This is a genomic window from Mycobacterium intermedium (assembly GCF_002086275.1).
Taxonomy (GTDB): Bacteria; Actinomycetota; Actinomycetes; order Mycobacteriales; family Mycobacteriaceae; genus Mycobacterium; species Mycobacterium intermedium.
Window position 1 is genome coordinate 1 of record NZ_MVHT01000160.1, and the last position, 6,369, is coordinate 6,369.

Consider the following 6,369-nt stretch of genomic DNA (forward strand, 5'->3'; position numbering starts at 1 on the left):
TCGAGGCTGTCCAGACCGGCCCCGCCTTGGCCGCCGGTGCCGCCTTTGCCGCCTTGACCGCCGGAGCCCTCAACACCGCGGGCCAGCAGGGTGGTCAGGGCGGAACCGGCGGCACCGGCGGCGCCGCGGGCGCAGGCGGCGCGGGCTCCACCACCGGCGCGGCGGGTGTCGCGGGCTCCGGCGGTCAAGGCGGCAAAGGCGGCACCGGCGGCGCAGGTGGCGCCGGACTCGACGACCTGGGCAACACCGGTGGGCAGGGTGGTCAGGGCGCCGCCGGCGGCAAGGGCGGCACCGGCGGCACCGGCGGGGCCGCGGGAGCGGGTGGCGGCGGCAGCCAGGGCAAAGGCGGCCAGGGCGGCACCGGCGGCGTCGGCGGCACTGGTGGCACCGGCGGGACCGGCTCGGACGGCGGCCTCAACACCGCGGGCCAGCAGGGCGGTCAAGGCGGCACCGGGGGCACCGGCGGGGACGCCGGCGACGGCGGCGTCGGCAGCACCAACGGAAACGCTGGTGCCGCGGGTTCGGGTGGTCAAGGCGGCAAAGGTGGTACCGGCGGTAAAGGTGGCGCCGGTCTGGATGACCTCGGCAACACCGGCGGGCAAGGCGGTCAGGGCGCGGCCGGCGGCAAGGGCGGCACCGGCGGCACCGGCGGGGCCGCCGGAGCGGGTGGCGGGGGCACTCAAGGCATCGGCGGCGTCGGCGGAACCGGCGGCCAGGGCGGTATTGGCGGCCAAGGCGGCACGGGCTCCGACGGCGGATTGAACACGGCCGGCCAGCAGGGCGGTCAGGGTGGCACCGGCGGCACCGGTGGCGCCGCGGGCGCGGGCGGGGCAGGCTCTGCCACCGGCGCGGCAGGTGTCGCGGGGTCGGGTGGGCAAGGCGGCAAGGGCGGCACCGGCGGTAAGGGCGGGGCTGGTTTGGACAGCGTCGTCGCCGGTGGCCAAGGCGGGCAGGGCGCGGCCGGCGGCAAGGGCGGCACCGGAGGTACCGGCGGCGCGGCCGGCGCGGGTGGCGGCGGCAGCCAAGGCATCGGCGGCGTCGGCGGCACCGGCGGCCAAGGCGGCAAAGGCGGCACCGGCGGCACCGGGGCCGATGGCGGTCTCAACACCGCCGGCCAGCAGGGTGGTCAGGGCGGCACCGGCGGCACCGGCGGGGATGCCGGCGACGCGGGCGTTGGCAGCAGCCCCGGCACTGCGGGCATCGCCGGTTCGGGCGGTGAAGGCGGTAAAGGCGGAACCGGCGGCAAGGGCGGCGCCGGACTGGACAGCGTCGTCGCCGGAGGCCAAGGCGGGCAGGGCGCAGCCGGTGGCAAGGGCGGCACCGGCGGAACCGGCGGCGCAGCCGGGGCTGGGGGCGGCGGCACTCAAGGCGTCGGCGGCCAGGGCGGAACCGGCGGCCAAGGCGGTATCGGCGGCCAAGGCGGCACCGGCGCCGACGGCGGACCCAACACCGCCGGCCAACAGGGCGGTCAGGGCGGCACCGGCGGCACCGGCGGCGCCGCGGGCGCGGGCGGGGCGGGCTCTGCCACCGGCGCAGCGGGGATCGCCGGTTCGGGCGGTCAAGGCGGTAAGGGCGGCACCGGCGGCAAAGGCGGCGCCGGTCTCGACAGCCTCATTGCCGGCGGTCAAGGCGGGCAGGGCGCAGCCGGCGGTGCGGGCGGCACCGGCGGCACCGGCGGCGCCGCAGGCGCTGGTGGAGGCGGCACCCAAGGCGTCGGCGGCCAAGGCGGCACCGGCGGCCAAGGCGGCAAGGGCGGCCAAGGCGGTACCGGCGCTGACGGCGGGCTCGACACGGCCGGCCAACAGGGTGGTCAGGGTGGCACCGGCGGCACCGGTGGGGCCGCGGGCGCGGGCGGAGCGGGCTCCGTCACCGGCGCGGCGGGCACCGCCGGTTCGGGTGGTCAAGGCGGTAAAGGCGGCACCGGCGGCCAAGGCGGCGCCGGTCTGGACAGCGTCGTCGCCGGAGGGCAAGGCGGGCAGGGCGCAGCCGGTGGCAAGGGCGGCGCCGGCGGCACCGGCGGTGCGGCAGGCGCAGGCGGGGGCGGCACCCAGGGCATCGGCGGCGAGGGCGGAACCGGCGGGCAGGGCGGTATCGGCGGGCAAGGCGGCGCCGGTGCGGCCGGTGGGCTCAACACCGCCGGCAGCCAGGGTGGTCAGGGCGGCACCGGCGGCACCGGCGGGGATGCCGGCGAGGCCGGCGTCGGCAGCAGCCCCGGCACCGCGGGCGTGGCCGGTTCGGGAGGCCAAGGCGGTAAAGGCGGCACCGGCGGCCAGGGCGGCGCCGGTCTGGACAGCCCCGATGAGGGCGGCCAAGGCGGGCAGGGCGCGACCGGCGGCAAGGGCGGCACCGGCGGCATCGGCGGCGCCGCGGGCGCGGGCGGCGGCGGTGTTCAAGGCATCGGCGGCGTCGGCGGCACGGGCGGCCAGGGCGGCAAGGGCGGCACTGGTGGTGTCGGCGCCGACGGCGGGATCAACACCCCCGGCAACCCAGGTGGCCAGGGCGGCACCGGCGGCACCGGCGGGGACGCCGGCGACGGCGGCGCCGGCAGCGCCTTAGGGGCTGCGGGTTCCGCCGGGCCAGGCGGCCAGGGCGGCACCGGCGGTGCCGGCGGCGCGGGCGGGAACAGTGTGGATGGGACGGGCGGTCAAGGTGCTACCGGAGGCGCGGGCGGCAAAGGGGGGACCGGCGGCGCTGCGGGCAACGGCGGCGGCAGCGAAGCCGTCGGCGGTACCGGGGGGACCGGCGGCGCCGGCGGGATCGGCGGCCAGGGCGGCAGCGGCGCCGATGGGGCGCCGAACTCCCCCGGTAGTGCAGGTGGCCAGGGCGGAACCGGCGGCGTCGGCGGGGATGCCGGCGACGCTGGCGCCGGCCCCATCCCCGGCATGGCAGGTTCCGCCGGTCCCGGCGGCAAAGGCGGCCAAGGCGGTGCCGGCGGTGCAGGTGGAGCAGGTCTGGATGGCGTCGGCACGCAAGGCGCGAAAGGCGGCGCAGGCGGTGCCGGAGGCACTGGCGGCGCAGCCGGTAGCGGCGGCGGCATAGAGGCCGTCGGCGGCGCCGGCGGCAACGGCGGGGTCGGCGGAATAGGCGGCCAAGGCGGCAGCGGCATCCCCGGCATCACCGGCGCCGCCGGCGGTAACGGGGGCAAAGGCGGCACCGGCGGCACCGGTGGGGCCGCGGGCCAAGGCGGTGCCGGCCCGACACCCGGTGCGTCGGGCACCGCTGGGTCGGGTGGCCAAGGCGGCACCGGCGGCACCGGCGGCACCGGAGGCGCCGGCTTCGACGCCCTCGGCAACAACGGCGCGCAGGGCGGCCAAGGCGCAGCTGGCGGCGACGGCGGCACCGGAGGCACCGGGGGCGCCGCGGGCGCCGGCGGCGGGGGCACCCAAGGTAAGGGCGGCAACGGCGGCAACGGCGGCACCGGCGGGATCGGCGGGGCAGGCGCCACCGGCGCCGACGGCGACCTCGACACCCCTGGCCAACAGGGTGGCCAAGGCGGCACCGGAGGCACCGGCGGGGCCGCCGGCCAAGCCGGGGTCGGCAGCACCCCGGGCATCGCCGGGACAGCCGGCTCGGGTGGTCAAGGCGGCAAAGGCGGCGACGGCGGCCAAGGCGGCGCCGGGCTCGACAGCACTGGCACCAATGGCGAGCAAGGCGGCCAGGGTGCAGCCGGCGGCAAGGGCGGCACCGGCGGCACCGGCGGCGCCGCGGGCGCCGGCGGCGGCGGCGTCCAAGGCATCGGCGGCCAAGGCGGCAACGGCGGCCAAGGCGGCATCGGCGGCCAAGGCGGCTTCGGCGCTGCCGGCGGCCTCAACGCCCCCGGCCAACAGGGCGGCAAGGGCGGCACCGGAGGCACCGGCGGGGACGCCGGCGAAGGCGGGGCCGGCAGTAGCGCCGGTGCTGCGGGTTCAGCGGGTTCGGGTGGTCAAGGCGGTACGGGCGGCACCGGCGGCCAAGGCGGCGCCGGTCTCGACAACACCACCGACGATGGCGGTCAGGGGGGCCAGGGCGCAGTCGGCGGCCAGGGCGGCACCGGCGGCGACGGCGGCGCCGCAGGCTCCGGCGGTGGCGGCATCCAAGGCATCGGCGGCACCGGCGGCAAGGGCGGCAAGGGCGGCACCGGCGGCAAGGGCGGCACCGGTGTCGCCGGCGCTCCCCAGACTCCCGGCGGCCAGGGCGGCCAGGGCGGCACCGGCGGCACTGGCGGGGACGCCGGGCAAGGCGGGGCGGGCAGCAGCCTCGGCGCTGCGGGCGCCGCGGGCCAGGGCGGCACCGGCGGCACCGGCGGCACCGGCGGCCAAGGCGGCGCCGGGAAGGATGGCCTCGCCGGCGGTGGCCAGGGCGGCCAGGGCGCGGTTGGCGGCACCGGCGGCACCGGCGGCACGGGCGGCGCCCCCGGAGCGGGGGCCGGCGGCGCCCAAGGCCTCGGCGGCAACGGCGGCACCGGCGGCAAAGGCGGCACCGGCGGAACCGGCGGCGAAGGCACTCCGGGCACCGCCGTGACCGATGGCGGGGACGGCGGCAAGGGCGGCACCGGCGGCACCGGCGGAGCGCCCGGCGCCGGGGGTGCTGGCATCAAAGCTGGCAATGAGGGCTTCGGTGGCACCGGCGGCACCGGCGGCAAAGGGGGCACCGGCGGCGCAGGCGGCACTGGGACCAGCGACATCAGCGACGGCGGCGAAGGGGGCAACGGCACCAACGGCGGCAAAGGTGGCGCGGGAGGCACCGGGGGCCTACCCGGCGGTGACACCAATGCCGCGGCCGGCGACGGCGGGATGGGCGGTACCGGCGGCGCCGCCGGCAACGGCGGAGCCGGTGGCGCCAACGGAAAAGGCGGCAGTGGCGGTAAAGGCGGGGAGGGCGGCATCGGCGGTTCCGGTGGCGGCGGACTGCTGACCTTGAGCAATGGCGGCAAAGGCGGAACAGGCGGCACCGGCGGGGCCGGCGGGGCGGGCGGTGCGGTCGGCGAGGGTGGTATCGCCGGCACCGGCGGCGACGGCGGGGACGCTGGCAAAGGTGGCGCCGGCGGGCTCGCCGGCCTGAGTCTGAGCTCCGGCGGAGAGGGCGGCGATGGCGGCACCGGAGGTATGGGCGGAACCGGCGGGACAGGCGGCGACGACACTTTGGCGCCTACCAGCGGTGGCAACGGCGGCAAAGGCGGGGCCGGCGGCCAAGGCGGCACCTGCGGTGCTGAGTTCTTCAACAACAAGGGTGGCGCCGGCGGCAATGGCGGCGTCGGCGGCCAGGGCGGCAGCGGCGGCACCGGCGGCAACAACACGGGCGACAGCGGCGGGCTTGGCGGCCAAGGCGGCCAAGGCGGTCAAGGCGGCACCGCAGGTGCCGCCGGGATCGGCAGCAACGGAGGCCCCAACGGCAGCAGCGGCACCGGGGGGGTTGGTGGCACCGGCGGTAACGGTGGTACCGGCGGCGCCGGGAAAGCCGGCAACGATGACCCGATCACCCCAACCGCTGGTAGTCAGGGCGGCCAGGGTGGCGCCGGCGGCGCCGGCGGCGCCGGCGGCGCCGCCAATGGCGGCACCGCGGGCGACGGTGGGGTGGGCGGTACCGGCGGCCTGGGCGGCGTAGGCGGCCTGGGTGGCAGCAACACTGGCGTCGACGGCGGCGCCGGAGCGAACGGCGGTAAGGGCGGCGACGGCGGTGCGGGCGGCGACGCCGGCGCGGCTGGCGCGGGCGGTGGCGGCAGCGCGGGCGTGGGCGGCACTGGCGGCCAGGGTGGCACCGGCGGTAACGGCGGCGACGGCGCCGAGGGCCCCAGCACCAACAACAGCGCAGGTGGCACCGGTGGAACCGGCGGGCAAGGCGGCACCGGCGGTGTCGGCGGCGGCACCCCCAACGGCGGAACCAACGGCGACGGTGGTCTGGGCGGGTACGGCGGTAACGGCGGCAACGGCGGCGACAACACGAGGCCGGCAGCTAACGGAGAAGGTCTCTCGGGCGGTGGCGGCGGCGGGGGCGGAGCCGGTGGCACCGGCGGTAACGCCGGCACCGGGTCCGGCAGCGGCGGCCACGGCGGTGACGGCGGCACCGGCGGCACGGGAGGCACCGGCGGCACCGCAACCGTCACGGGCGCCAATTCCGCCATCGGAGACGGCGGCGAGGGCGGTACCGGCGGCAGCGGTGCGGATGACTCTGGCGGCCCAACCGGCGGCAAAGGCGGCGCCGGCGGCGGGGGCGGTGCCGGCGGTCAGGCCTTCGACGCCGGCGCTTCCGTCGGCGCGTACGGCGGAGGCGGCGGAGGCGGCGGTGGCGGCGGTGACGCCAACGCCATCGGCGGTAGCGGCGGCAGCGGTGGCGGCGCCAAAGCGTCCCCCGGCGGCCCCGTTGTCGAGACCAGCGGCGGCGCCGGGGGGT

The 6,369-nt window shown here is 79.7% G+C and carries 1 protein-coding gene; it reads left to right on the forward strand.

The features are described from left to right. On the forward strand, positions 1-6,369 hold a 6,369-nt coding region (locus BST27_RS32790), incomplete at both ends, for a PE family protein (protein ID WP_170062394.1).